Genomic DNA, 25,706 nt, shown 5'->3' on the forward strand with positions numbered 1-25,706 from the left:
CACACCGGTGGGGCAGACCGGATCCGGGTCTGCCCCACCACGATATGCGCTTGTCAGGAGGTACGGGAGAATACGGCGACGGTTCTCCCCGGAACGGCGAACGTGCCCGAATCCCGTTCGTACGTGGCTGACTTGACGACCGAGTCCGCTCCCGCCCGCAGGACGGGGTGCAGCGCGTACGAGGTCCCGGGCCAGCGAGCCGATCCGCCGCAGCACTTCGGCAAGGAAGTGAGTTTGCGGGCCATCTGGCGAAAGTGGCTCACGGAGGGTGTCCTGGACGCCATCGTCAAGGCTCTGGGCGACTACGAGGGCACCGAGATCGACGAGTCCCGCTGGCTGCCGGAGATGAGGATTCGCGGTGTCCTGGAAAGTCCCGTGGACACAGATGCACGACGAGGCTGATCTCGGAGCGTGGTTCGGGCGACCGAACAGGAGTCGGTGACGGACCACCCGCCCGTGGTGCAGTCACCTTCAACTCGTGAGAGAGCTGTCGATTTCGAGTTTCACCGATCGCGCTGTGAAAGCCCGAACGGTCAGCGTAGAACGGCCGTTACCGAAGGTCGGCCCGAGGTCGGCGTTCGATGCGCTGGAGCCATACACATGGTCGAGCCCGCCGCCGATCTGCACACCCGTCGCTGCCAACACAGCCCCGTTCACCGCCCGTTGGGAGGCGACGAGCTGGCCGCGCAGGGCCTCACGGACCCGGTCGCGGTCACGCGGGTCGACAGACCAGGCGGTGTACGAGGCCAGGTGCGGGAACTTCGCCTTCTGGGCGTCGGTGAGGGCGGACTTGGTGAGGCGGAGCCAGCGCTCGTCGGTGCTGGTGAGCACGCCGTCCTTCGCCGTGATCGAGCCGGTGCGGGAGTACAGCAACTGGGTGGAAGCGGCGGTGTCGTCGCCGTTCCAGACGACGGTGTCCCGGTCGATCCAGACGGCCTTGGAGGTGGTCAGGTCGAGGTCGGCGGCACTGCCCGCGGGCTGCGGAAGCAGGTACTTCTCCTGGCCGTTCAGGAGCCAGACCTCGTGGCCGTCGGCCTTGAGGTCGAGGGCCTGGTCGGTGGGGAGGTCCTTCTCGTCGCCCTTGTGGAGGATGTAACTGAGGCTGGTGGCACCGTCGTTGAGTGGTACCTCGTAGACGGCGCCGTAGGCGTCGGTCCGCACCGGCTCGAGAGGGTTGGACCAGTCGGTGGGGTTCGCGGCGCCGGACCACACGTGCAGACCCCAGCCGTCGTAGTTCCCGTCGGCGCGGTGGTAGTGGAGGACCGCCTTGGTGGTGTCCTGGTCGGGATAGTCGGCGGTGGGCTTCTGGGTCAGTACGGCTTCCTTGCCCTGCTCGACCCAGATCTCGCCGGTCTTCGTGACGTCGATCGAGCGGTCGGCGGAGACGTCCTTGTTGCCGTCCTTGTCGATGACGAGGTAACTGACGTCGGAGGCACCGGGCTTCAGCTTGACGTAGGCGAAGGCGCCGTACGCGTCCCGCCCGACGAAGTCGTGACCCTCGGGCCAGGTCGTGCTCTCGCCGTCGGCGAGGTCGCCCCAGGCGTACAGGCGCCAGTCGGTGTAGTCGCCGCCCGCGCGCTTGTAGTGCACGATCGCGTAGTCGCGCGAGGAGGCCGTGGGGACCTCGGGGGCGGGCGGGGCGCCCGTGGTGGAGGTCGCCATGGCACTCGCTGTACGTCCGGCGCGGTCGACCACAACTGCCTTGTAGTGCAAGGGCGTTCCAGGGGCGACGTCCTTGGCGATGGTCTGGGTGACTCGGTAGGGCGCGTGGTCGGCGGAGCCGAGGGGCTGCCATGCGCTGTTGCCGACCTGGACGGCGAAGACGACGCGGTTCAGCTGTCCGCCGTCCACGTCGGCGGTGATGTCGACGGTGCCGGTGGCTCCGGCGGGCGGGGGTGTGAGGGTGAGGGACGGCCTGGTGGTGGGCGCGGGGAGCTTGCCGGCGGCCTTGAGGACGATGGCGGAGCCGGCCGGGACGGTGACGGTGATCTTCTTGTCGGTGCCGCTGGTCACCTTGGCGTGGGTGCCGTAGATCCCGCTGAAGGCCATGTCGGCGGAGCCGGTGGGGATGCTCGCCGGCTCCGCGTCGTGCGCGTTGTTGAAGGCGACGACGTACTCGATGCCGGACCGGGCGTCGGTGCGGGAGAAGGCGTAGACGCCGGGGCCGTCGGCCGCATAGCGCTCGGTCTGGACGCCGTCGGCCAGGGCGGGGTTGGTCTTGCGGAGCTTGGCGAGAGCACTGATCTGCTGGTAGAGCGGTGCTCGCGTGTCGTAGGCGTCGCTCGCGTGGGTGCGGTCCGTGCCGAGTTCGTCGTCGTCGAGGTAGTCGGTGACCTTCGAGGCGAACATGGTCTGGCGGGCGTCCTTGTCGCCGCCCGCGCCGGTGTAGCCCTGTTCGTCGCCGTAGTAGACGACGGGGTTGCCCCGGCTGAGGAACATCAGTTCGTTGGCGAGCCTGTCCTTGGCGAGGAGTTCGGCGTCGGTGGCCTTCGGGTCGTCCTGTCGCAGGAAGGTCCCGATGCGGCCCATGTCGTGGTTGCCGAGGAAGGTGACCTGCTCGTAGGCGTTGGCCTTGTCGGTCGTGTACTTGTAGTCGTCGCCGAAGACCGACGCGAGCTTCTGGGCGCTGCCGCCCTGGGAGGCGTACGCGCGGGCCGCGTCCTGGAAGGGGAAGTCGAGCGTGGAGTCGAGGCGGCCCTGGGTGACGTACGGGGAGGTCACGGAGGTGTCGGCGGAGTAGACCTCGCCGAACATGAAGAAGTCGTCGCGGCCGTGCCGAGCCGCGTACGTGTCCAGTGCCGTGGCCCACTGGGTCCAGAACTCCATGTTGACGTGCTTCACGGTGTCGATCCGGAAGCCGTCGATGTCGAAGTCCCGTACCCACTTCTCGTAGATCTTCTCCATCCCGGAGACGACCTCGGGGCGCTCGGTCCACAGGTCGTCGAGGCCGACGAAGTCGCCGTAGGTGGCGGACTCGCCGGCCCAGGTGGAGTCGCCCCGGTTGTGGTACATCGTCGGGTCGTTGAGCCAGGACGGGACCTTGGCGTTCTTCTTCGCGGCGGGGACGACGGGCGTACGCGGGAAGGAGTCGGCGTCGACCGACGGGAAGCCCTTCTTCCCGACCGCGTGGCCCTTCCCGTCCGCGTAGTCGGCGTCGTCGAAGGGCTCGCCGTCCTTGGTGAGGTACGGGAAGGCGCCCTTGGAGAGGTAGTCGTAGGACTTCTGTTCGTAGTCGACGACGTCGGCGGTGTGGTTGGTGATGACGTCGAAGAAGACCTTCATTCCCTTGGTGTGGGCCTTGGAGATGAGGGTTTCGAGGTCCTGGTTGGTGCCGAAGTGCGGGTCGACCTGGGTGAAGTCGGTGATCCAGTAGCCGTGGTAGCCGGCGGAGGCGTCCGCACCGGTTCCTTGCACGGGCGCGTTCTTGAAGATCGGGGCCAGCCAGATGGCGGTGGTGCCGAGGCCCTTGATGTAGTCCAGCCTGGTGGTGAGGCCCTTGAGGTCGCCGCCCTGGTAGAAGCCCTTGTCGGTGGGGTCGTAGCCGGTGGCGAGGCGTGAACCGGTGAGTCCGCCACGGTCGTTGGCGGTGCTGCCGTTGGCGAAACGGTCCGGGAGGACGAAGTAGAACTGCTCGCGGGTGGCGTCGTGCCGGGCCGGTTCGGCGGCGAGCTTCCTGTCGGACGGCGGTGGAGGCGGGGGTGGGGCGCCCGCCCCGACGGCCGGCGGCTGGACGAGCGCTGCGGCCAACGCGGTCACGGTGACCGCAGCGACCCGGCCTGCACGGGTAATACGGGTGGTGCGGGCAGTACGACGCCTCGGCGGCGCCGACCATCTCGGTATCACGGACGTGGACTCCTTGCGATCGCGGCTCTTGCGGGTCCGACCCCGCGCGACCGTATCGCCGAGGAAACGCTTACAGCAAGAGTCCTGAAACCACTGGAAAGAACTTTCAGCAGCTCGACTTGCCCGCGTAGATCGCCAGGGCCGTGTTCGCGCCCAGCGTCGCGGTGAACTGACCGCTCGAATTCACGGTCACCGACGTGTTGCTCTGCACGTTGCAGTACGTCCCGGCGGCCAGCGAGGTCTGGTAGGTCCGGCTCAGACCGCTCGACTCGTGGTTGATGGCGACGAAGCCCTTGGCACCCCGTCCGAAGGCGATGGCGTCGCCCCCGTTGTCCCACCAGTTGCTGACGGACTCGCCGCGTACGGCGTTACGGAAGGCGACCATGCGCAGGATCTCCGGCCAGGCGTGCTGGCACTTCCAGCCGTTCTGCCAACAGTCGTTGACCGTACCGCCGTTGGGCGGCCCGGCGTCCGTGTCGGAGAACTCGTAGCCCGAGTTGATGTCCGGGGCGCCGTACGGGTACGCGAGCATGAAGACGTTGGCGAGCGTGTAGTTGGCGTTGTCCCTGTAGCTGAGGGTGGAGCCGTTGCGCTCGGTGTCGTGGTTGTCGACGAAGACACCGGAGACCGAGTTGCTCATGTACCCCCAGCCCTCGCCGTAGTTCTTCAGGTAGGCGAGGTTCTCGTTGTTGAAGACGCGCTTGAGGTCGAAGGCGTAACGGAACTCCTGGACATCGCCGTTGCCCGTGTACTCGGTGGGCTGGACTGCCTCGCCGCTGCCGTAGATGGCCTCCTGCTTCCAGTACACCGTCGGGTTGCTCAGCCGGGACTTGATGTTGGCGAGGTCGGCGGCGGCCATGTGCTTCGCCGCGTCGATCCGGAAGCCGTCGACGCCGTAGCCGAGGAGCGTGTTCATATACCCGGCGATGGCGGAACGGACGTAGTCCTCACCCGTGTCCAGGTCGGCGAGGCCGACGAGTTCGCAGTGCTGGACGTTCGAGCGGTCCTGGTAGTTGTTGATCGTCGAGGTGCAGTCGTCGAAGTCGGACGAGGAGTACAGACCGGGGTAGTTGTACTTGCTGTACGACGAACCGCCGGTGCCGGTGCCGCTGCCCGCCGACATGTGGTTGACGACGGTGTCGACGACGACCTTGACGCCGGCGGCGTGACACGTGTCGACCATGCTCTTGAACCCGGTGGCGTCGCCGAGGCGGCCGGCGATCCGGTAGCTGACGGGCTGGTACGAGGTCCACCACTGCGAGCCCTGTATGTGCTCGGCGGGCGGGGAGACCTGTACGAAGCCGTAGCCGGCGGGGCCGAGGGTGCGGGTGCACTCCTTGGCGACCGAGGCGAAGTTCCACTCGAAGAGGACGGCGGTGACGTCCTTGGTGCCGGGCGGGGAGGCAACGGCGGCGCCCGGCAGGACGGCGAGCGCGATCGACGCGCCCGCGACGAGGGCAAGCGTGCTGGAGAGGGTTCTGCTGGCCATGTGGGGTCCTTCTCCGTTGAAGGTCCAGGCAAGATTCCTTGCGGATTCTTGCAGCAACATGACTGAAAACTTTCAGTCGACCAGAAGGTACGAGTCCACTTGTCAGACGGTCAACCCTTGAGGCACACCCTCTGCACGCGCACGAGATCTCTTCACACAGTGGGGTGTCGAGCCCCGAGGGCGGGGATCCCGGATGCACGGATACACCGATACCGGGGCGCCGTTGACGAGTGGCGAACCAGGTGACGCCGTTCCCGCTGGATCGCCCTCGACGCGGCCGGGCCGACGCCCACCCCGATCCGATGCGGCCGTTTCGGCAGTGAGGCCGGCCCCGAAGCCAGGGGCTGCAGGGCCGGCCTCTGCCTCAGCGCGTCATTGGACGCGGGACGCACGAGGCAGACGCGACGCCGAGGCGAGGAAGAAGATGCCTCCGAGCACCGCGTACCCGGCGAGAGGGACCAGGGAGGGGCTGTCCTGCGCGGCGGCTCGAACGAAGTTCGCGCCGGCGAGCACGGAGATGCCACCACTGATGATCATCGCCCACTGGCCGCCCATCGGCCGGCGGGCAATGCCTACGACCAGCTGGACCAGCCCGGAGAGGACCGCCCACGCGCCCCAGACTCGCAGTACCGCGGCGATACCCGAGCCGCCGGCGACCGCCACGCCGACGGCGGCGACCGAGCTGACGGCGATGTTGGTGTAGAGGCCCTTGAGTGGGCCACGAGTGTGGGCCGACCTGGCGTCGACGACGGCTGCGGCCACGTCGAAGACCGGATACAGGAACAGCAGCGCCTTGACGCCGAAGGTGAGGTCCGGGCCGGACAGCACCAGGAGGGTTGCCCAAACGGCGGCGAACACGAATCGGGTGACATACAGCCGACGCAGGACGGGCGGAGCGCCCGTGTGCGCGGCGGAGGCGACGGCGGCCATGAGTTCTCCTGTGAACACTGGAAGATAGAACGGTCTTTCTTGTTTCAGGCTTGCACATGACTCGCCAGCAAGCAAGAGAGAGCGTTCTACCTGCTACCGTGGTCGGCATGAAGACGACGCAAGGTGGTGCAAGCTCCGGGAGGAAGGTGTCCGAGGCTCGACAGCGCCTCCTGAGGACGGCTGGGCAGCTGTTCTACGCGGAAGGCATCCATCAAGTGGGTGTCGACCGTCTGGTCGCCGAATCGAAGATCACCAACGCCACCTTCTACCGGCACTTTCGCAGCAAGGAGGAGCTTGCGGTCGCCTACATCACCGGCGTCGACGAGGCGATCCGAGCCCAGATCGATGCCCTCGCGGCTGCGGAGCTGTCGGCCGTCGAGATTCTGGGCGGCATCGGCGTGTCGCTGGTCGACCAGATGCGTTCGCCCGGCTACCGAGGCTGCGCCTTCGTCAACGCCGCAGCCGAGTTCCCCGATCCGGACCACCCGGTACACCGCGCCGTCGTGCGACACCGCAGGTGGTACCTGGAGACGGTCACCTCGCTGTTCGCCGCCATCACGACCGCCGAGGCAGAGCATGCCGGCCGTCACTTCGTCATGATCCGCGACGGCGCGATGAGCGCCGGCTACCTCGAAGACCCCCTCTCGGCCGGCGAGACACTGCTGCGCGGCATCGAGGGGCTCCTGCGAATCCACGCCGCCCGCGGACAGGACGAACCCACCCCGCCCGTTTCCCGCACTCCCCTGCAGGCCACAGGCCTTCCCGGCGTCGAATGCGGTCCGCCCGGCGCTGCGGTCGGCAATGGCCTGATGCCGACGTAGCCGGCGGAAGGGCCACAGTCGCGGCTGTCCGGGGCCGCGTCGCGACCCACGGCTCGGCTGCCGAAACCGCCCCCCGGCATCGTGCCGGGGGGCGGTTCGCGGGCAGGGGCGTCCCTGGGTGGGTCAGTTCACGCCGATGGCGTCCAGCATCGCTGCTTCGATGTGGTCGGCTGCGTTGCGGTGGCCGAGGGCGTTGGGGTGGACGAGGGACATCTGGGCTGGGGGACTGATGATGCCTTCCACCCATTTGCCGCTGTCACAGACGCTGTGATTGTGGGAGGAGGCGTAGAGGTTGACGAAGCGAGCGGCGTCGAGCGCGCCGGCCGACTTCTCGATGACCTGGTTGAGGGGTTCCAGGACGTCGGTGCGCAGCCAGTCCAGGTCGCCCTGGGTGATGGAGGCGAACTGTTCCAGGTCGTTGTACCGGCACTTGGAGGTGTCCTTGGGGATGACCGTGGGGTAGCCGACGGCCAGGATCTTCGCGTGCGGGGCGCGTTCGTGGAGCACTTCGAGCATCTCGTCGTAGTCCCCGCTCACCTTGTTGAGGCGGCCCGGGATGGCGCCCGCCAGGTCGTCCTTGCAGGGGGTGCCCACGCCGCCGCCGCCCTGGCCCAGCTCCAGGCACTTGAGGAGGATGTCGGCGAAGCCGAGGGTGTTGCCGCCCACGCCGACGGTGATCACGTCGGTGCCTTCGTGCACCGCCGCGGACTGGGGCGGCACCGGGGGGAAGGGGTAGTCGGGGTCCTCGGAGAAGGGCGGGAGGTGACGGCCGATCGGCTCCTGGGCTCGGAAGGTGATGTTCTCGATGGTGGCGGCGCCGCAGCTGACGTTGGTCAGCTCGAAAAGCCCGCCCAGCTCGCGGTCGATGACCTGCGGGTAGGACCGGTCGGTGCGCTCGCAGCCGTCGCGGGGGACTTCGAAGGTGTCGCCGGCGGCGGGGATGACCCCGGCCGTGTAGGAGTCGCCCAGGGCGACCCACTGGCGGTCCGCCGCAGCGGCGGGTTGTGCCCCGGCGAGCTGTACGGGCGCGAGGGTGGCCGCGGCGAGAGCTGCGACCGGGCCGAGCAGGGCCAGGCGAGTACGGAAGGTTGTCACGAATCCTCCAGAGATGCGGAGTTGGCCTCCTTTCGACCATAGAAGGGTCATCACTTAGAGCACTAGATCACATACGGACAGTCATCTTCACCTTGGGTGGGTGCGTCCGTGTGGGGGACGCAAGTTCGGCACGCCCACTTGACGTACTCATTCATGACCATCTCGATGCCGCGTTTGCTCTTTACGGGTTACATCCTTGACTGGCTGACCGATCCAAATGTGCAGCGAGGGTTCAGGGTGGCTGTCTCGTTCTCGATCTTCACGGAGAGGGTTTGGAGCTGCTGCCGCTGGAGTGCGTTCAAGAGCGATCTGGTGAGCGGGAGTGAGTGCTGTGCTGCTGGTCTGCGTGTGTCGTGTCGCGTACCTCGGTCGTGGGGTCGGTTTGGTGAGGAACTGACGTTCTCTCATCGAATGCGTGACCTTCTCGGGTGGTGCTCGTTTCCCCTGGCGACGGGATCTTCGGGCGGGGTCGGTTGGGGGTGGCGGGGTGGGTGGGCTGAGGAGTATCGCGGCGTCGTTCGTCGCGTCCGGTCCGTCCGGTGTGGCGATCCGGACCCGCCTCAAACTCCTGACGCCGGGCGATGAGAAGGTGCTGCGGCTGGTGGGAGCGCATCTGGGGTCGCTGGCTTCCAAGGACCTCAAGACACGATGCCGGGACGGCCTGTCGCCTTCCGGTGAGGCGTGGGCGGTGCGTAAGCGGGAGTTGACGCCGCTGTCGTCATCGCGGTGGGCGGGCAGTATCACCAAAGCCACCCATGACCAGTGGGCGCTGGCCCGGCGCTGTCAGTCGGCGCATGTTCAGAATCTGGAAGCGGGCGTCCGCACCATCGAGCGCCGCCTGTCCCTGCCGGTCGGGCAGAAGGGGAGCAAGAAGGCGCCTGGTGGTTACCGGTCCCAGCGGGAGTGGCATGCGAAGTCCCGGCGGCTGCGCGTGCTTCAGGACCGGCTGGCCGTCGCGCGGGCCGACCGCGAGGCCGGTGTCGTGCATGTCGTGCGGGGCGGGAAGCGGCTGGCCCGCGCCAGGCATCACCTGGAGGCTGCCCAGCTCACGGAACCTGAGTGGCGTGGGCGGTGGGAGGCGGAGCGCTGGTTCTGTCAGGCGGACGGGGAGTCCGGGAAGCGCTACGGCAACGAAACCATCCGTGTCAGCCCGGACGGCGAGGTGAGCATCAAACTCCCCGCGCCGTTCGCGTATTTGGCGAACGCCCCGCACGGCCGGTACGTCCTGGCGTGCCGGGTCACGTTCGCGCACCGGGGCGAGGAGTGGGCGGATCGCGTCGCGGCCAACCGGGCGATCGCCTACCGCATCCACCTCGATACGGGCCGGGACCGCTGGTACGTGACCGCGTCCTGGCAGATCCCGCCCACCCCGACCCTGCCGATGGAGGCCGCGCTCGCCCACGGCGTTATCGGCGTCGACATGAACGCCGACCACCTCGCCGCCTGGCGCCTCGACATCCACGGCAACCCCACCGGCAGCCCGCGCCGATTCTTCTACGACCTGACCGGCACCGCCGGACACCGCGACGCCCAGGTCCGCCACGCCCTCACCGGCCTCCTGCACTGGGCCCGCACCTGCGGCGTGAAGGCGATCGCGGTGGAAGACCTGGATTTCACGGCGGAGAAGACCCGAGAGAAGCACGGCCGCAGGAAACGCTTCCGCCAGCTGATCTCCGGCATGCCCACCGGCAAACTCCGTGCCCGGCTGGCCTCGATGGCCGACCAGACCGGTATCACGGTCATCGCCGTCGACCCCGCCTACACCAGCCGGTGGGGTGCCCAGCACTGGCAGAAACCCCTCACCACAATCACCGTCAAGACCACTCGCCATGATGCTGCTGCCGTGGCGATCGGAAGGCGCGCCCAGGGACACCCGATCCGGCGACGGACGACACCGCCCCCACACGACCGGAGTGATGAGCAGGGGCATCGGACCGTCCAGGCCAGACGGGACGTTCCTGGACGTGAGGAACCCCGCCCCCGCATCCCCGGACCACGGACACGATCCGTGCCGCCCGGACGCGGAGCGAACGCGGGCAACCAGAACGCCCAACACCGTCCGGGGCGTTCGACTGAGCATGAGTTTTGGCAACAGGACTCACTTCCGCTCAGTCTCTAGGAACGGTCCGCACAAGGACAGCAGGCAGTCACCGACTTCACGCGGCGGCTCCGTTGCGCGGTTCACTGTCGACCGGCCTGAAGGCCGGAATTTCTGCGAAGATCAAGGGCTGGAAGGGCTGCACGGAAAGGATTTCGAGCACATGACGTCCGGATACGGCTTTCGCCCCTTCGCTCTCGGCGTGCGGTTCATATTGGAGCTGGTGGCTCTGGTGTGCTTCGGGCTCTGGGCTTGGCACGTGTCGCCCGCCGCTCTGCGGTACGTCGCTGTGGTCGTCGTCCCGCTGGCCGTTGCCGTGCTGTGGGGGGTATTTGCCACGCCGGGTGATGCATCCCGGTCCGGAGAGACAGTGGTTGCGACCGCCGGGCCGCTGCGGCTCCTGCTGGAGCTGGCCGTCTTCTTCGGCGGCGCGGCGGCGCTTTACGCGGCTGGAGTACAGATCCCTGCGGCGGCGCTGGCCGGGGTGCTGGTGATGTACCACGTTCTGTCGTGGGACCGGGTGTTGTGGTTGCTCAAGCACTGAGACCGCGGACCGTGTCCGGCCTCGCACCGGAAGGCCCCGCGCTGCTCAGCACGCCCAGTGCATTCGCCCAGTTCACCCGGGATGCCACGCGGAGCCGGTACGGCGCCCTCTGAGACGCCAACCCGGCCCACCGCGCGAACGGTGGGCCGGGGTCGGTCACGTCAATCAGCCGGTCGTCCACCACACCGTCGTGTCCGCCGGCAGCTTCGCCTCGGCGTCCGTCACCGTCACCTCGGCGCTGGCGACCAGGATCTCGCCGTACGCGCGGATCGTGACCGCCTCGCCGGTCGTGTTGGCGACGCACACGAAGTCGCCGCGTCGGAAGGCGAGGACACCCTGGGGCGCCCGAAGCCACTCGACGGAGTCGCCCGCGCCGAGGCCGGGATGTTCGCGTCGGGCCGTGAGCGCGGCGCGGTACAGCTCCAGGGTGGAGCCGGGCGCGCCGGTCTGCGCTTCGACGCTCAACTCGGCCCACTCCCCCGGCTGCGGAAGCCAGCTGCCGCCCGCGCCGAAGCCGTACGACGAACCCTCGCGGGTCCACGGGATCGGTACCCGGCAGCCGTCGCGGAAGCCGTCCTGGCCGGCGCCACGGAAGTACGCGGGGTCCTGGCGGACCTCGTCCGCGAGGTCGACGACGTCCGGGAGGCCCAGCTCCTCGCCCTGGTAGACGTACGCCGAGCCGGGCAGCGCCAGCATGAGGAGGGTGGCCGCCCGAGCCCTGCGCAGGCCAAGCGCGCGGTCTCCGGCGAGTCGGAGCTGCGTGCCGAGGCCGGGCTCGTTGGCGAAGCGGGTGGCGTGACGGGTGACGTCGTGGTTGGAGAGGACCCAGGTGGCGGGGGCACCGACCGGGCGCATGGCGTCCAGGGTGCGGTCGATGACGGCCTTCAGCTCGGCCGCGTCCCAATAGGTGGCCAGGTACTGGAAGTTGAAGGCCTGGTGGAGTTCGTCCGGGCGGACGTAGTTCGCCGTGCGCTCGATGGTCGGGGTCCACGCCTCCGCGACGAAGATCCTCGCCCCCGCGTACTCGTCGAGGATCACGCGCCACTGCCGATAGATCGCGTGTACGCCGTCCTGGTCGAAGAACGGCATGACATCGTTGCCCAGAAGCTTGACCTGGTCGTGGGTTCCCAGGTCGGGGAGGCCCTCCGCCTTCACCAGGCCGTGTGCGACGTCGATACGGAATCCGTCGACGCCCATGTCGAGCCAGAACCGCAGGACCGAGCGGAACTCGTCCCCGACTGCCGGGTGTTCCCAGTTGAAGTCGGGCTGCTCGGGCGCGAAGAGGTGCAGGTACCAGGCGCCGGGCGTGCCGTCGGGCTCCGTGACCCGTGTCCACGCCGGGCCGCCGAAGACGGACTCCCAGTCGTTGGGCGGGAGTTCGCCGGTCTCACCCTTGCCGGGGCGGAAGTGGTAGCGGTCCCGGAGCGATGAGCCGGGGCCCTCGCGCAGCGCCCGCTTGAACCACTCGTGCTGGTCGGACGAGTGGTTGGGGACCAGGTCGACGATGATCCTGAGGTTCACTTCGTGGGCGTCGCGGATCAGCGCGTCGGCGTCCAGGAGGTTGCCGAACATGGGGTCCACGGCCCGATAGTCGGCGACGTCGTAGCCGGCGTCGGCCTGCGGGGAGGCGTAGAACGGGCTGAGCCACACGGCGTCGACGCCCAGGTCGCGCAGATACGGCAGCCGGGTTCGTACGCCTTCCAGGTCGCCCATGCCGTCGCCGTTGCTGTCGGCGAAGCTGCGAGGGTAGACCTGGTAGATCACCGCGTCGCGCCACCAGTCGGGGGTGGCGGCGACGTTGGTGGAGGTCTGGGCCGGAGCGGTGTCGTGCTGGCTCATAACGTCCTTGATATGTAACGGAGTTCGGGGCATCGGGCGGTTCTGCGGTTTGTCGGCTGCGGGTGCGCTGTGGCTTGTCGCGCAGTTCCCCGCGCCCCTGAAAGACGGGGGCGTGGTCGAACCGTTGGACATTGGCGGACGCGGTGGCAGCGGGGTCGGATGGCCACCGCGTCCGCCTCCCGCGCGGCAGATGACGCGCGGGAGTTCGCCGGGCCGGGCTCAGCCCTTCGTGCCGCCCGCTGTCAGGCCTGCCACCAGGTTTTTCTGGACCAGGTAGAAGAAGGCCGAGACGGGTATCGCGACCAGTACCGCGGTGGCGGCCATCAGGTTGCGCTGGGCGTCGTGCTCGCTGACGAAACTCTGCAGGCCGACCGCGAAGGTGTACTTCGTGTCCGACAGCATGAACGTCGAGGCGAACGCGACCTCGCCGAACGCGGTGATGAAGCTGTAGAACGCGGCGACCGCCAGGCCCGGTTTGGCCAGCGGCAGGATGAGCCGCGCGAAGGTGCCGAAGGGGGTCAGCCCGTCGACGCGTCCCGCCTCGTCGATCTCGAAGGGGATCGTGTCGAAGTATCCCTTGAGCAGCCAGGCGCAGTAGGGCACGGCCGTCGAGCAGTAGACGAGGACCAGTCCGAAGTAGTTGTCGATGAGCTGGAGGTCCGACAGGATCTGGTACATCGGCACGATGAGTACGGCGATCGGGAACATCTGGGTGACCAGCAGCACCCACATGAACTTGCGGTAGCCGGGGAAGCGCATCCGCGAGACCGCGTAGCCGGTGGTCGCCGCGACCATCACCCCGATGACCGTCGTCCCGAGCGAGACGATCAGCGAACTCTTCATCCAGTCGAAGAAGTTGGTGTGCTGGAGGACGAACGAGTAGTTGTCGAACGTCATCTTGTCCCAGATGCCCCCGGGGTGGAGGTAGTCGTCCTTGTCGGGGCCGAGGGACAGATAGAGCAGCCAGGCGATCGGGAAGAGCGCGATCAGGCTCGCGACGGTCAGGATGCCGTGGGAGGCGAGGGTGGTGGCGAGGCCGCGTCGGGCGCGTGCGAGCTGCGGGGCGGGGGCCGGCTCGGCCGGGTCCGGCTTCGCGGACTTCTGAACTGTCATGGCACTCATGGGGGTTGGCACTCCTGCCTCAGATCGCGAGCTGCTGCTCATTGCGGTTCAGCCAGCGGCGGTAGAAGGAGGTGAAGACGACGAGGATGGCCAGCAGCAGCATGCCGTAGGCCGCCGACTGCGCGAAGTCGCGCGGCTGTTGGCCGAAGCCGAGGTAGTAGGCCCAGGTGACGAGGATCTGCGCGTCCGGGGCGGTGTTGCCGAACAGCAGGAAGATGACGGCGAACTGGTTGAACGTCCAGATGACGCCGAGGAGTACGACGGTGGAGCTGACGGACCGCAGGCCCGGCAGGGTGACGTACCAGAACCGCTGCCAGGCGTTCGCGCCGTCCATGTCCGCCGCCTCGTACAGCGTGGAGTCGATGGACTGGAGGCCGCCGAGCAGCGAGACCATCATGAACGGCACCCCGCACCAGGTGTTGACCATGATCGCGGCGAACCGCTGCCAGAAGGTGTCCTCCAGCCACAGCGGTGACGGCAGGTGCACGGCGTCGAGCATCGTGTTGATGATGCCGCCGTCGGCGAGCATGAACCGCCAGCCGAAGACGGTGACGAAGGTGGGCACGGCCCACGGCAGGACGAGGATCAGCCGGTAGAAGGTGCGCCCGCGCAGCTTCTGGTTGAGCAGGAGCGCCAGGCCGAGGCCGATGCTGTAGTGCAGGGCCACACAGAGCACGGTCCAGACGATCGTCCAGATGAAGTGCGACCAGAAGCGGTCGTACGCGGTGTCGCCCCACAGGATGTCGGCGTAGTTGTCGAAGCCGATGAACTTGTAGGTGGCGTCGATGTGGTTGACGCCGATCGTGCGCGCCGAGTTGAGGCTGTTGGCGTCCGTGAGCGTCAGGTAGAGGCCGCGCGCGAGCGGGTAGAGCACGAGTCCGCCGAGCACGACGACCACGGGCGCGATCATCGCGTACGCGTACCAGTACTTCTGGTAGGCGTGCTTGAGGCGATCGAGCCGTCCGGGGCGCTGCCCGGGCTCGCCCCGGCGCCTGCCGGTCGCGCGGTCGATGGCGACTGTCATGGTTCGACACCTTCTGGAGGATCAGGAAGATCGGGAAGTCTCGGGAGACCAAGGGGTACGGCCGCGCAGGGCCGATGACCGCCGGAACCGTCCCCCGGGTCCAACTGGGCGGTTCCGACGGCCATTCGGGGTCACTTGCCGATCATTTGCTGAAGTCCGGGACCAGCTTGGCGATCGCGGTCTCCGCGTTGCCCAGGCCCTTGTCGAGGGACTCCTTGCCGCCCGCGATCTGCGCCAGCTCGGTGTCGAGCGGCCCCCACAGGGAGCTGTACTCGGGCAGCGCCGGGCGGGGCTGGGCGGCGGGGAGGACGCCCTGGTAGCCGGCGAGGCCCGGGTCGGCCTTGACCTCGGCGGTGTAGGCGTCGTCGCGGGTGGGCAGCGTGGAGTTCTTCAGGGCGATCTGCGACTGGGACTTCGCGGAGGTCATGAAGTTGACGAACTTCAGCGCGGCCTTCTGGTGCGCGGCGTCCGAGCCCGCGTACACGGAGAGGTTGTGGCCGCCGGTCGGGGCGCCCGCCTTGCCGCTGGAACCGGCCGGGACAGTGGCGATACCGAGGTTGGCCTTGTCCTTGAACGCGGCACCCTTGTAGAAGTTGGTGATCTCCCACGGGCCCTGGACGATCGCGGCGACCTTGCCGGTGACGAACGCGTCCTGGATGTGGGCGTAGGCGTCGGCGGTGGTGTCCGCCTTGTGCAGGCCCTTGCCGTCGAAGAGGCCGAGCCAGGTGCCGTAGGCCTTCTGGGCGGCGGCCGAGTTGACGGTGATCTTCTTGGCGGTGGCGTCGACGGTGTCGGTGCCCTCGCCGTAGAGGAAGCTCTGCGCGTAGTAGGCCTGGGTGGAGCCCCAGTAGCCGTCGACGCCGGTCTTGGTCTTGACGGTGGCGGCGGCCGTCTTCAGGTCGGCCCAGGTCTTGGGGGCCTCGGTGAGGCCGGCCTTCGTGAAGAGCGCCTTGTTGTAGACGAGCGCGAGGGTGTCGGTGACGATCGGGACGCCGTACGTCTTGCCTTCGTACTTGGCCTGTTCGATCAGGCTGGGCTGGAACTTGGCCTCGTCGGTGAGGGCCTCGGTGCCGTCGAGCGGCAGCAGGAAGCCCTTCTTGGCGAAGGCGGGGGTCCAGCCGACCTCGGAGCGCAGCACGTCCGGGGCACCGGAGGCACCGGCGGCGGTGTCGAACTTGTTCTGCGCCTGGTCGAAGGGGACGTTGACGTACTTGACCTTGACGTCCTTGTTGGCGGCCTCGAACTCCTTGACGAGGGCCTGGTACGTCGGCGCCTCGTTGGTGGCGTTGGAGGTGTCCCACCAGGTGATGGTGACCGGACCGTCGGCCTTGTCACTGCCGCTGTCGTCTCCGCCGCAGGCCGTCGCCGCGAGGGCGAGGGACGCCACCAGCGCGGTGGCCGCTATGCCACGCCGCATGAGTTCTCCATAAGTTGTCAGTCGGCCGCGCCGTTGCCGCCGCCGGGCGACGTGAACGTAACAGCGATGTAAGCGTGACGAAAGACCTTGCAGCAAAAAAGTGCAAGAACCGGCGACAGTTACCTCGTCGTGACCCGCCGAGCCTCTGCCGAGGAATGGCCTGACCCCCTGTTCTGCCGGTGTCCAGCGGGATCTGGGACAGTTGTGCAAGACTCTGCAAGCTCTTGCCATGTACGCCCGATCAGGCGCACGCCAGACCCAAGAGGGAGCGCGATGACGCAGCAACCCGCAGCGGCGAGCGGACGGCCCGGCCGTCCGGCGGGCCGTTCGACGGCCCGTGCCCGGCGTCCGTTCGGTGGGCAAGGCGAGGGCCGGCCGGTACAGTCCAGCCCTGTGACCACACGGCTTGCCGACATCGCCGCCCAGGCGGGGGTGAGCGAAGCGACAGTCAGCCGGGTCCTGAACGGGAAGCCGGGCGTCGCCGCCACCACCCGCCAGACCGTGCTCGCCGCCCTCGACGTACTGGGCTACGAGCGCCCCGTCCGGCTGCGCCAGCGCAGCGAGGGCCTGGTGGGCCTCATCACCCCGGAGCTGGAGAACCCGATCTTCCCCGCCCTGGCGCAGGTCATAGGCCAGGCCCTGACCCGGCAGGGATACACCCCGGTCCTGGCCACCCAGACCCCCGGCGGTTCCACGGAGGACGAGCTGACGGAGATGCTCGTCGACCGGGGCGTGGCCGGCATCATCTTCGTCTCCGGACTGCACGCGGACACCTCCGCCGACATGCAGCGCTACGAGCAACTGCGCGCCCAGGGCGTGCCGTTCGTCCTGGTGGACGGCTTCTCCCCCAAGGTGCAGGCGCCGTTCATCTCACCGGACGACCGCGCGGCGATGAACCTCGCGGTCACCCACCTCGTCTCGCTCGGCCACACCCGTATCGGTCTGGCCCTGGGCCCGAAGCGTTTCGTGCCGGTCCAGCGCAAGATCGAGGGCTTCGTACGGACGATGCAGGATCTGCTGGGCCTGACGGCGCAGGACGTCGAGACACGGTTCGTCCAGCACTCGCTGTACACGCTGGAGGGCGGTCAGGCGGCGGCCATGGCGCTCATCGACCGCGACTGCACGGCGGTGGTGTGCGCGAGCGACATGATGGCGCTGGGTGCGATACGGGCGGCCCGGCAGCGCGGCCTGGAGGTCCCCCGGGACGTCTCGGTCGTGGGTTTCGACGACTCCCCCCTGATCGCCTTCACCGACCCGCCCCTCACCACGGTCCGTAAGCCGGTCCCGGCGATGGGCCAGGCCGCCGTACGCACCCTGCTGGAGGAGATCGGCGGCACGCCGGCCCCGCACAGCGAGTTCGTGTTCATGCCGGAACTGGTGGTCCGGGGTTCCACTGCTTCGGCCCCCGGGGACCGCGCTCGCCCCTGAGGCCTGCTCGAACCGGCGTGCTCCCCGACGACCTGCCCGGCTGCCCGCGCTCGTCCGCAGGGTCGTCCTGAGGGTGGAGAATGCCCTGCTTCGGGCAGTCCTCTGGTAGTAGTTCGGGCCCCGTCACCCCGCCGTAGAACGTGCGGGTCGGACAGGACCAGGGGATGATCTGGGAGGGGACCGTATCTGGCAGACTCTGTGTCCATGGGTGAATCGACCGTGACAACCAGGGAAGGCCACGACCGGGCCGCTCCACATTCCGTCACGGACGACATGGCGGAGGGGAACGGCCACGTGGTCCGGGGACTCCTGCGCCGAGTGCGGACTCCGCGCCGGCCACGGCTCTGGTTCGAGATCCTTCTGATCGCGGTCAGTTACTGGACGTACTCGATGATCCGTAACGCCGTGCCGGAGCAGAAGGCCGAGGCGCTGCGCAACGCGGACTGGCTCTGGAAGATCGAGCACACCCTGGGCATCGCCGTCGAGGAGTCCGTCAACCACGCGATCAACTCGGTGACTTGGCTGATCGTGGGCATGAACTACTACTACGCGACGCTGCACTTCGTCGTCACTCTCGGTGTCCTGGTGTGGCTGTACCGCAGTCATCCCGGCCGGTACGCGGCGACGCGGCTGACCCTGTTCGCGACCACGGTGGTCGCCCTGCTCGGTTACTACCTGTATCCGTTGGCCCCGCCCCGTCTGATGAACGGCGGCCACTTCGTCGACACGGTGATGGTCCACCACACCTGGGGTTCGATGGCCTCCGGCGACCTCAAGCACATGTCGAACCAGTACGCGGCGATGCCGTCGATGCACATCGGCTGGTCCACCTGGTGCGGTCTGACGATCTTCGCGCTGGCCAGTGTCCCGTGGGTGCGCGTTCTCGGGCTGCTCTACCCGGTGGCCACCCTGCTGGTGATCGTCGCCACGGCCAACCACTTCTGGCTGGACGCGGTGGGCGGCCTCATGTGCCTGGCGTTCGGCTTCACGGTGGCCCGCCTCTGGTACGGCAAGCTCCCGTACGCCCTTCCGAAACTGGTCCCGGTGCGGGGGCGGGGCGGCCCGCTGCTCCCGGTCAAGCGGGGCTCCGTGACCGCGACGGAAGAGCCGGAACCGGTTCCTTACGCCGACGTCCCGTAGAACAGCGTCTCCACGACACCGCGCGCCCGTCGGGTGGTCCGCCGGTACGCGTCGATCATGTCGCCGACATGGCCCGGCCCGTACCCCAGGTACCGTCCCACCGCGCCCAGCTCCCGCCCGTCCGAGGGGAAGGTGTCCCCGGCCCGGCCGCGCACCAGCATCACGGCGTTGCGCACCCGGGTGGCCAGGACCCACGCCTCGTCCAGTATGGCCGCGTCCTCCCCGGAGATCAGTTCGGCGGCGCAGGCGGCGGCGAGGGCCTCGCGGGTACGGGTCGTCCGCAGGCTCGGTTCGACCCACCCGTGCTGCAGCTGCAGCAACTGGACGGTCCACTCCACGTCCGAGAGACCGCCCCGCCCGAGCTTGGTGTGCAGGGTCGGATCGGCGCCCCGGGGCATCCGCTCGGACTCCATACGCGCCTTCAGGCGCCTGATCTCCCGCACCGCGTCGTCGCCGAGCCCCTCCGCCGGGTAGCGCAGCGGGTCGATCAGCTCGATGAAGCGGCGCCCCAGCTCCAGGTCCCCGGCGACGACTTCGGCCCGCAGCAGCGCCTGGGACTCCCAACCGAGGGACCAGCGGCGGTAGTACGCCTCGTACGACGTCAGGGTACGGACCAGCGGCCCCGACTTGCCCTCGGGACGCAGATCCGCGTCGATGAGCAACGGCGGGTCGGAGCTGGGTACTTGGAGGAGTCGCCGCATCTCGGAGACCACGGCGTTCGCCGCCTTGGCGGCCACGTGCTCGTCGACGCCCTCGCGGGGTTCGTGCACGAACAGGACGTCGGCGTCGGAGCCGTAGTTCAGTTCGTGGCCGCCGAAGCGGCCCATGCCGATCACCGCGAACCGGGTGGGCAGGGTGTCCCCCCAGCCGTCCCGCACGACCGCCCGTAGCGTCCCGGCCAGGGTGGCCGCCGTGAGGTCGGAGATCGCGGCGCCGACCCGGTCCACCAGGGCGCCCTGGTCGGCCTCGGCGGGCGACTGCTCGGTGCCGTAGGAGCCGACGATGTCGGCGGCGGCCGTACGGAACAGCTCGCGCCGCCGGACACCGCGCGCCGCGTACACGCCCTGTTCGCCGGTCTCGGAGCGTCCGACGGCGGCCAGTATCTCCTGCTCCAGGTGGTCCCGCTCACGCGGTTCCAGCCCACTCGCCCCGTCGCCGTCGCCGAGCAGTGCGACGGCCTCCGGGGCCCGCATCAGCAGGTCGGGGGCGAGGCGTCCGGCGGACAGGACACGGGCCAGGTTCTCGGCGGCGGCTCCTTCGTCCCTCAACAGCCGTAGATACCAGGGGGTCCGGCCCAGCGCGTCCGACACCTTGCGAAAGTTGAGCAGTCCGGCGTCCGGGTCGGCGGAGTCGGCGAACCAGCCCAACAGGACGGGCAGCAGCGTCCGTTGGATGGCCGCCTTGCGGCTCACCCCGCTGGCCAGCGCCTCCAGATGCCGGAGTGCGGCGGCCGGATCGGCGTACCCGAGCGCGACCAGCCGCTCCCGGGCCGCGCCGGTGCTCAACCTCGTCTCGCCGGATGGGGGTCCCCCCGCCCGAGGGAATTCGAGGGTGGGGGAGAGTTGGGCGACGGCGTCGAGCAGCGGCCGGTAGAAGAGCTTCTCGTGCAGCCGCCGTACGACGGACGCGTGCCGCTTCCACTCCCGGTTCAGCTCGGCCACCGGGTCGGTGCGCAGCCCCAGTGAGCGCCCGATGCGCCGCAGATCGGCCTCGTCCTCGGGCACGAGGTGGGTGCGGCGCAGCCGGAACAGCTGGATCCGGTGCTCCATGGACCGCAGGAAGCGATAGGCGTCGTCGAGCTGCACGGCGTCCGCGCGTCCGACGTACCCGCCGGCGGCGAGGGCGCCCAGCGCGTCCAGGGTGGTCCCGCTGCGCAGGGAGGTGTCGGCGCGTCCGTGCACCAACTGGAGCAGCTGGACGGCGAATTCGACGTCCCGCAGCCCACCGGGCCCGAGCTTCAGTTCCCGCTCGACCTCGGCGAGGGGAATGTTCTCGACGACGCGGCGGCGCATCTTCTGCACGTCGACGACGAAGTTGTCGCGCTCGGCGGCATGCCAGACGAGGGGGGCGAGCGCGGCGACGTACGCCTCCCCCAGTTCGATGTCACCGGCGACCGGGCGGGCCTTCAACAGGGCCTGGAACTCCCAGGTCTTGGCCCAGCGCTGGTAGTAGGCGAGATGGCTGCTGAGGGGACGCACCAGCGGACCGTTGCGGCCCTCGGGGCGCAGATTGGCGTCGACGGGCCAGATGCTCCCCTCGATGGTGGTCTCGGAGCAGATCCGCATGAGATGCGAGGCGAGCCGGGTGGCGGCCTGCAGCGCCTTCCCCTCGTCGGCGCCGTCGACAGCCTCACCGACGAAGATGACGTCGACGTCGGACACGTAGTTGAGCTCGTGGCCACCGCACTTGCCCATGGCGACGACGGCAAGCCGGCACAGTGCGGCGTCGTCGGGCGCGGCGGCCTTGGCGATGGCGAGGGCGGCGCGCAGGGTCGCGGTGGCGAGGTCGGCCAGTTCGGCGGCGGTCTCGGCGACGTCGGTGGTGCCGCAGACGTCACGGGCGGCGATGGACAGCAGGCAGCGCCGGTAGGCGACGCGCAGTGACACGGGGTCGGTGGCCTCGGCGAGCCCCCGCTCGAACTCCTCCACCCCGGGATGGAGATCCCTGGGCTCGTACATGGCGAGGGCCTGCCAGTCGCGTGGATGCCGGATCAGATGGTCGGCGAGGGCGGCGGAGGCGCCGAGCACCCCGAGCAGCCGGTCGCGCAGCGGCTTGGCCGCTATCACCGTGTCCAGCAGCTCGTGGCGGGCGGTCCGCCCGTCCTGCGCCTCGGCGAGCCGGACGAGCCCGAGCAGCGCGAGATCCGGGTCGGCGGTCGCGCCCAGCGCGTCGAGCAGCACCGGGTCGTCCCGCAGGGGCGCCAGCTCGGCGCTGTCGAGGAGCCGCTCGGCGGCGGAGGGATCGGTGAAACCGTGCCGCAGCAGCCGCGTGAAGGTACTGCTCCTGCGCCCCGGCGCCATCATCCTGGGCCTTCCCGTCGCTCCATCGGATCAAGGTCGTACGTCCACGAGCGTAACCGGAGAGGCGTCGGGAAGCGCCGGACGGACCGGAGCGAAGTCCACGCTGGTCGGAACGGTGCCTTCCGCCACCGACGTGGTCGTTTCGGTGGCGCCCCGCACGGTTTTCGGCTTCGGTGAGGGGACCCGTTCCGTCAGGGGCGACGTGAACGCGATCTGGAGGACCAGCGATGCAGTACACGCTCGAAGTCATCCCGCTGCCTGTGAGCGACATCGACCGGGCCCGGGACTTCTACCGCGACAAGGCCGGCTTCCATGTCGACATCGACCAGGAGGTCATGCCGGGGATGCGCATCGTCCAGCTCACGCCACCGGGCTCGGGCTGTTCGATCGCGCTGGGCGACACCATCTGGGACACGATGGACGGCCCGACGCCCGCACCGGGCTCGTACCAGGGCCTCCAGCTGTGCGTCGCCGACATCAAGGCGGCCCACGCCGAGCTGGTCGAGCGCGGTCTGGAGGTGTCGGAGCCGGTGCGGTACTCACCGGACGACGGCGCCACGTTCATGTACTTCAAGGACCCCGACGGCAACGGCTGGGCGATCCAGGAGTACCGCCAGCGGGCCGGAAAGCCGCTGCACCAACTCCTGACGGAGCAGTCGGGCGACTGAGAAAAGCAGGTCAGCACCCGCGCCCCTCAGGGGCGCGGGGAACTGCGCGACCAGCCCCCACGGACCGCGACTGTGATCACGGCCCGCGGCGGAGCCTCAAAGCACCGGCAGGTTCTTCCGCAGCTCGAAAGCGGTGACCTCGCTGCGGTACTCCTCCCACTCCTGGCGCTTGTTGCGGAGGAAGAACTCGAACACGTGCTCGCCGAGCGTCTCGGCGACCAGCTCGCTGCGCTCCATGAGGGAGAGCGCCTCGCCCAGGTTCTGCGGAAGCGGCTCGATGCCCATCGCGCGGCGCTCCGCGTCGGAGAGGGCCCACACGTCGTCGTCGGCGCCCGGGGGGAGCTCGTAGCCCTCCTCGATGCCCTTGAGGCCGGCGGCCAGCAGGACGGCGTACGCCAGGTACGGGTTCGCGCCCGTGTCCAGGGAGCGGACCTCCACGCGCGCGGAGCCCGTCTTGCCCGGCTTGTACATCGGGACGCGGACCAGGGCCGAGCGGTTGTTGTGGCCCCAGCAGATGTACGAGGGGGCCTCGCCGCCGGCGCCCGCGGTGCGCTCCGAGCCGCCCCAGATGCGCTTGTACGAGTTCACCCACTGGTTGGTGACCGCCGCGATCTCCGCCGCGTGCTTCAGCAGGCCCGCGATGAAGGACCGGCCCACCTTGGAGAGCTGGTACTCCGAGCCCGACTCGTAGAACGCGTTGCGGTCGCCCTCGAAGAGCGAGAGGTGCGTGTGCATGCCGCTGCCGGGGTGCTCGGAGAACGGCTTCGGCATGAACGTCGCGTTGACGCCCTGCTCCAGCGCCACCTGCTTCATGACCAGGCGGAACGTCATGATGTTGTCCGCCGTGGAGAGCGCGTCCGCGTACCGCAGGTCGATCTCCTGCTGGCCGGGGGCGCCCTCGTGGTGGGAGAACTCGACCGAGATGCCCATGGACTCCAGCATGGTGATCGCCTGGCGGCGGAAGTCCTGGCCGACGTGGGTCGGGGTGTGGTCGAAGTAGCCGGAGTTGTCGGCCGGGGTCGGGCGGCTGCCGTCCAGCGGCTTGTCCTTCAGGAGGAAGAACTCGATCTCCGGGTGGGTGTAGAACGTGAAGCCCAGGTCGGAGCCGCGCGTGAGGGCGCGCTTGAGGACGTAACGCGGATCCGCGAAGGACGGCGAGCCGTCCGGCATGAGGATGTCGCAGAACATCCGGGCGGTGCCGGGGGCCTCCGCGCGCCACGGGAGGATCTGGAACGTCGACGGATCGGGCTTGGCGATCATGTCGGACTCGTATACGCGAGCGAATCCCTCGATCGCGGAGCCGTCGAAACCGATGCCCTCGTCGAAGGCCTGCTCCAGCTCGGCCGGGGCCACGGCGACGGACTTGAGGAAGCCCAGCACGTCCGTGAACCACAGCCGGACGAACCGGATGTCACGCTCCTCCAGTGTCCGGAGCACGAACTCCTGCTGCTTGTCCATCTTCCGCTTCCCCATCCTTGCTGGTCAGGCCGCCTGTCTCCCGCACCACGGAAGGCGGTCGGGCACCTGAGCATGACACCACACACGCATTTCGTGCGCGTTGCGCACCTTGATCACCCGGCCGACGCCGGGGTGAACGCCTCGCGCACGGCGGGTGTCATGCTCTGCCCCTCATCTTGCCTGTTCGCGACGACATCCGTAATGGGTGATCCCTGACCGGAACCGTTGCGGCGGTCGCGGATTACGATCAGTGGCCACGGATTACGATCAGACACCGACCAAGCGCCGGGCCGACCGGCCGGCCGACCGACCGCCCCTTTCCCCAGAAGGATCGATCCCATGGGTTCCGCCAAGAAGAGCGCCATAGACAGTGGCAGCGCGGCGCGCAAGGCGCGCATAGAGGAGATGCGGCGCGCCGAGCGCTCGCGTGAGCGCCGGAACCGGATCCTCACGATCGGTGTGAGTGTCGTCATAGTGGCCGGCCTGGTCGTCGGCGCGACGGTCCTCGTGAAGAAGCAGTCCGACAAGAGTGACACCGCGGCGAGCGACTCCAAGGGCGCGGGCAAGTTCGTCACCGGCGCGGACGGCGTGAAGACCTGGGACAAGAAGCTCACCCAGAACCACGTCACCAAGACCGTGAACTACCCGATGGAGCCCCCGGTCGGCGGTGACCACAACCAGGTCTGGATGAACTGCAACGGCGACGTCTACGCCAAGGCGCTCAACAACATGAACGCCGTGCACTCCCTGGAGCACGGCGCCGTGTGGGTGACGTACAACAGCAAGGCGGCGAAGACCGACATCGACGCGCTCGCGGCCAAGGTGAAGAAGACGCCGTACACGCTGATGAGCCCGGACGACAAGCAGGCGGATCCGATCATGCTCTCCGCGTGGGGCAAGCAGCGCACGGTTACCAGCGCCAAGGACCCGAACGTGGACAAGTTCTTCGAGGAGTTCGTCCAGGGCAAGCAGACCCCCGAGCCGGGCGCCGCCTGCACGAACGGGCTGTCCCAGTGAGGCGGGCACCCTGGATCGCCGGTGCCGCCGCGACGGCCCTCGTCGCGGCCGGCGCGATCACGTACGCGGTCGCCGACGGCGAGGACTCCGGGATGAAGGCCCCCTCCGCCGGCTCGGCGGACGCGGGCTTCGCCCGTGACATGGCTGTCCACCATCAGCAGGCCGTCGAGATGTCGTACATCGTGCGCGACCGGACGACCAACGAGGAGATCCGGCGGCTCGCGTACGACATCTCGCAGACGCAGGCCAACCAGCGCGGCATGCTGCTGGGCTGGCTCGACCTGTGGGAGCTGCCGAAGGTGTCCTCGGACGCGCCGATGAGCTGGATGGACATGGCGGGCATGGCCGACGGCAAGGACGGCGCGCTGATGCCGGGCATGGCGACCAACACCGACATGACGAAGCTCGGCAGGCTCAGCGGCAAGCAGGCCGAGGTCTTCTATCTCCAGCTGATGACCAAGCACCACCAGGGCGGTATCCACATGGCTCAGGGGTGTGTGGACCGGTGCGAGGTGGGGGTGGAGAAGCGGCTCGCGCAGGGCATGGTCAACGCGCAGGAGTCGGAGATCTCCCTGATGGCGGGGATGTTGAAGGAGCGGGGCGCGAAGGCCCTTTCGTAGGGAGGACGGTTCGCGGAACGATTGGGAACTTAAACCTCAAATCGCTTGCGTATACGTTCTCTTGGGTGCTTCTTGGTACATCCATTCCCCATGGATTCCCCTGGCATGAACAGTTCATCGCGAGAGTGGCCAG

18 protein-coding genes and 2 pseudogenes are annotated in these 25,706 nt (G+C 68.6%); 9 read left to right on the forward strand and 11 right to left on the reverse strand.

The window, feature by feature from the left end; all coding sequences use genetic code 11:
- Positions 1-53 precede the first annotated feature (53 nt).
- Positions 54-173 carry an alpha-1,6-glucosidase domain-containing protein gene (locus QA861_RS47260; RefSeq protein ID WP_443041681.1) on the reverse strand — a complete coding sequence of 40 codons (120 nt, stop codon included), beginning with the start codon at positions 171-173 and terminating at the stop codon, positions 54-56.
- Between QA861_RS47260 and QA861_RS35860 the strand changes: the two genes are divergently transcribed.
- Positions 124-402, forward strand: a complete 279-nt coding sequence (locus QA861_RS35860) for a hypothetical protein (protein WP_334595065.1) — start codon at positions 124-126, stop codon at positions 400-402. The two genes, QA861_RS47260 and QA861_RS35860, sit on opposite strands and share 50 nt — an antisense overlap.
- 29 nt (positions 403-431) lie before the next feature.
- Here QA861_RS35860 and QA861_RS35865 read toward each other — a convergent pair.
- From QA861_RS35865 to QA861_RS35875, 3 genes and pseudogenes are all read right to left on the reverse strand, one after another.
- A pseudogene (locus QA861_RS35865) lies at positions 432-3,843 on the reverse strand (alpha-amylase family glycosyl hydrolase); the annotation flags it as partial.
- Positions 3,844-3,949: 106 nt separating this feature from the next.
- Positions 3,950-5,332, reverse strand: coding sequence for an alpha-amylase (locus QA861_RS35870; protein ID WP_334592886.1), 1,383 nt, complete (start codon positions 5,330-5,332; stop codon positions 3,950-3,952).
- Between the two features lie 372 nt (positions 5,333-5,704).
- Positions 5,705-6,262 (reverse strand): hypothetical protein, encoded by a 558-nt coding sequence (locus QA861_RS35875; protein WP_334592888.1) that lies wholly within the window; start codon positions 6,260-6,262, stop codon positions 5,705-5,707.
- A gap of 107 nt (positions 6,263-6,369) precedes the next feature.
- Between QA861_RS35875 and QA861_RS35880 the strand changes: the two genes are divergently transcribed.
- A complete protein-coding gene (locus QA861_RS35880) occupies positions 6,370-7,083 on the forward strand; it encodes a TetR/AcrR family transcriptional regulator (RefSeq protein ID WP_334594953.1) in 714 nt (237 codons plus the stop codon).
- Positions 7,084-7,206: 123 nt separating this feature from the next.
- Here the strand turns inward: QA861_RS35880 and QA861_RS35885 are convergent, their stop codons facing one another.
- Complete coding sequence (locus QA861_RS35885; protein ID WP_334592889.1) at positions 7,207-8,178, reverse strand: SGNH/GDSL hydrolase family protein; 972 nt, start codon at positions 8,176-8,178, stop codon at positions 7,207-7,209.
- Positions 8,179-8,665: 487 nt separating this feature from the next.
- Between QA861_RS35885 and QA861_RS35890 the strand changes: the two are divergent.
- Positions 8,666-10,297: pseudogene (locus QA861_RS35890) on the forward strand (IS200/IS605 family accessory protein TnpB-related protein).
- A gap of 142 nt (positions 10,298-10,439) precedes the next feature.
- The gene (locus tag QA861_RS35895) at positions 10,440-10,820 is read left to right on the forward strand and encodes a DUF2568 domain-containing protein (RefSeq protein ID WP_334592890.1); all 381 of its coding nucleotides are present in this window, start codon (positions 10,440-10,442) and stop codon (positions 10,818-10,820) included.
- Positions 10,821-10,985: 165 nt separating this feature from the next.
- Here the strand turns inward: QA861_RS35895 and QA861_RS35900 are convergent, their stop codons facing one another.
- The 4 genes from QA861_RS35900 to QA861_RS35915 all read right to left on the reverse strand — a co-directional run bounded on the left by QA861_RS35900 (position 10,986) and on the right by QA861_RS35915 (position 16,222).
- Positions 10,986-12,659, reverse strand: coding sequence for a glycoside hydrolase family 13 protein (locus QA861_RS35900; protein ID WP_334592891.1), 1,674 nt, complete (start codon positions 12,657-12,659; stop codon positions 10,986-10,988).
- 219 nt (positions 12,660-12,878) lie between these two features.
- Positions 12,879-13,781 carry a sugar ABC transporter permease gene (locus QA861_RS35905; protein ID WP_334592892.1) on the reverse strand — a complete coding sequence of 301 codons (903 nt, stop codon included), beginning with the start codon at positions 13,779-13,781 and terminating at the stop codon, positions 12,879-12,881.
- 19 nt (positions 13,782-13,800) lie between these two features.
- Entirely contained in the window at positions 13,801-14,805 is a 1,005-nt protein-coding gene (locus tag QA861_RS35910) for a carbohydrate ABC transporter permease (RefSeq protein WP_334592894.1), read from the reverse strand.
- Between the two features lie 142 nt (positions 14,806-14,947).
- Positions 14,948-16,222, reverse strand: a complete 1,275-nt coding sequence (locus tag QA861_RS35915) for an extracellular solute-binding protein (protein WP_334592895.1) — start codon at positions 16,220-16,222, stop codon at positions 14,948-14,950.
- A 393-nt stretch (positions 16,223-16,615) separates the two neighbouring features.
- On the opposite strand from QA861_RS35915, the gene QA861_RS35920 reads away from it, so the two are divergent.
- Both QA861_RS35920 and QA861_RS35925 read left to right on the forward strand, forming a co-directional pair.
- Positions 16,616-17,650 carry a LacI family DNA-binding transcriptional regulator gene (locus tag QA861_RS35920; protein ID WP_334592897.1) on the forward strand — a complete coding sequence of 345 codons (1,035 nt, stop codon included), beginning with the start codon at positions 16,616-16,618 and terminating at the stop codon, positions 17,648-17,650.
- 204 nt (positions 17,651-17,854) lie between these two features.
- On the forward strand, positions 17,855-18,790 hold the full coding sequence (locus QA861_RS35925) for a phosphatase PAP2 family protein (protein ID WP_334592898.1): 936 nt from the start codon (positions 17,855-17,857) through the stop codon (positions 18,788-18,790).
- Here QA861_RS35925 and QA861_RS35930 read toward each other — a convergent pair.
- Positions 18,772-21,813, reverse strand: coding sequence for a bifunctional [glutamine synthetase] adenylyltransferase/[glutamine synthetase]-adenylyl-L-tyrosine phosphorylase (locus QA861_RS35930; protein WP_334592899.1), 3,042 nt, complete (start codon positions 21,811-21,813; stop codon positions 18,772-18,774). The genes QA861_RS35925 and QA861_RS35930 overlap by 19 nt on opposite strands.
- Positions 21,814-22,037: 224 nt before the next feature.
- On the opposite strand from QA861_RS35930, the gene QA861_RS35935 reads away from it, so the two are divergent.
- Positions 22,038-22,478 (forward strand): VOC family protein, encoded by a 441-nt coding sequence (locus QA861_RS35935; protein ID WP_334592901.1) that lies wholly within the window; start codon positions 22,038-22,040, stop codon positions 22,476-22,478.
- 96 nt (positions 22,479-22,574) lie between these two features.
- Here QA861_RS35935 and glnA2 read toward each other — a convergent pair whose 3' ends face one another.
- Positions 22,575-23,936, reverse strand: coding sequence for a gamma-glutamylpolyamine synthetase GlnA2 (gene glnA2 / locus QA861_RS35940; protein WP_006382314.1), 1,362 nt, complete (start codon positions 23,934-23,936; stop codon positions 22,575-22,577).
- A gap of 339 nt (positions 23,937-24,275) precedes the next feature.
- On the opposite strand from glnA2, the gene QA861_RS35945 reads away from it, so the two are divergent.
- Positions 24,276-24,953: a thioredoxin-like domain-containing protein gene (locus QA861_RS35945; protein ID WP_334592902.1), complete on the forward strand. Its 678-nt coding sequence runs from the start codon at positions 24,276-24,278 to the stop codon at positions 24,951-24,953.
- Positions 24,950-25,573 (forward strand): DUF305 domain-containing protein, encoded by a 624-nt coding sequence (locus QA861_RS35950; protein ID WP_334592903.1) that lies wholly within the window; start codon positions 24,950-24,952, stop codon positions 25,571-25,573. Before QA861_RS35945 ends, QA861_RS35950 begins: the two co-directional genes overlap by 4 nt.
- The last annotated feature ends 133 nt before the right edge of the window (positions 25,574-25,706 follow it).

This window comes from Streptomyces sp. B21-083 (genome assembly GCF_036898825.1).
GTDB lineage: Bacteria > Actinomycetota > Actinomycetes > Streptomycetales > Streptomycetaceae > Streptomyces.